This window comes from Moraxella caviae (genome assembly GCF_002014985.1).
Lineage (GTDB): Bacteria > Pseudomonadota > Gammaproteobacteria > Pseudomonadales > Moraxellaceae > Moraxella > Moraxella caviae.
Genome location: NZ_MUXU01000109.1, coordinates 1 through 775, shown reverse-complemented (window position 1 = coordinate 775; position 775 = coordinate 1). Strand labels below are relative to the sequence as shown.

Below are 775 nucleotides of genomic sequence, written 5' to 3'. Positions count from 1 at the left end.
AGCGGTTGGTTGGTTGGCTTGGTTGTCTGTGCCTGCATTTTTTGGCTCTGCGTCAGCTTTGTTGCCGTTCTCGCTCTCGCCCGTTGCATTTACAGGTGTGTTGTCTTTTACACCATCTTGCGGAATGGTCACTACGCCCGTTGTGGCATCAATCCACGGAGTTTTGCCGTCTGTGGTTGGCGTAGTTGGCAATGGGTTGCCGTCTTTGTCAGTCGCAGACCATTTGCCATCTTCACCTTTTTGGGTGTTAATGATTTGTGGATTATCGTTTTCGTCTGTATATTTGATTGTGCCTTTGGTATTGTCGTCACCTGGCTTAACAGCAACTGAACCATCGGTGTTGCTTGGAGTAATGGTTGGTTTGTCTGCTGCTTTTGGGGCTGAGGTATTATCATCGTCATCAAGTACTTTCGCCAAGCCAGCTGCCGCACCTGCGCCAATAAGCAAAGGCAAGATGGCAAACTTAGTTTCGGTAGCACCGATCCACCATGGAGTTGCGAATGATTCACCACCCAGCGCCTGACCTTCCACGTCATTGATGGCAAGTTTGGTAACGTAGTCTGCTACTTCGCCAGTGTCTGGGATGTAGTAGTAGTATTCGCCGTTTTCAGCTTGACCGATTAGGGCTGCTGAGTCTTCGTGGTCGTAGAAGCCTTCTAGGATAAGGTCGTCTTCTTTGCCTTCATCTTCTAGTGAGATGTGTAGGTCGTTGCCCACACGTTTGGTGATGATGTGGTCAGGGGCGACGTTTTTGACTAGGTCGATGAACTCGTAG

The 775-nt window shown here is 49.4% G+C and carries 1 protein-coding gene; it reads right to left on the bottom strand.

Annotated features, from left to right (window positions below):
• On the bottom strand, positions 1–775 hold a 775-nt coding region (locus tag B0181_RS12195; protein WP_211276089.1), incomplete at both ends, for a hypothetical protein.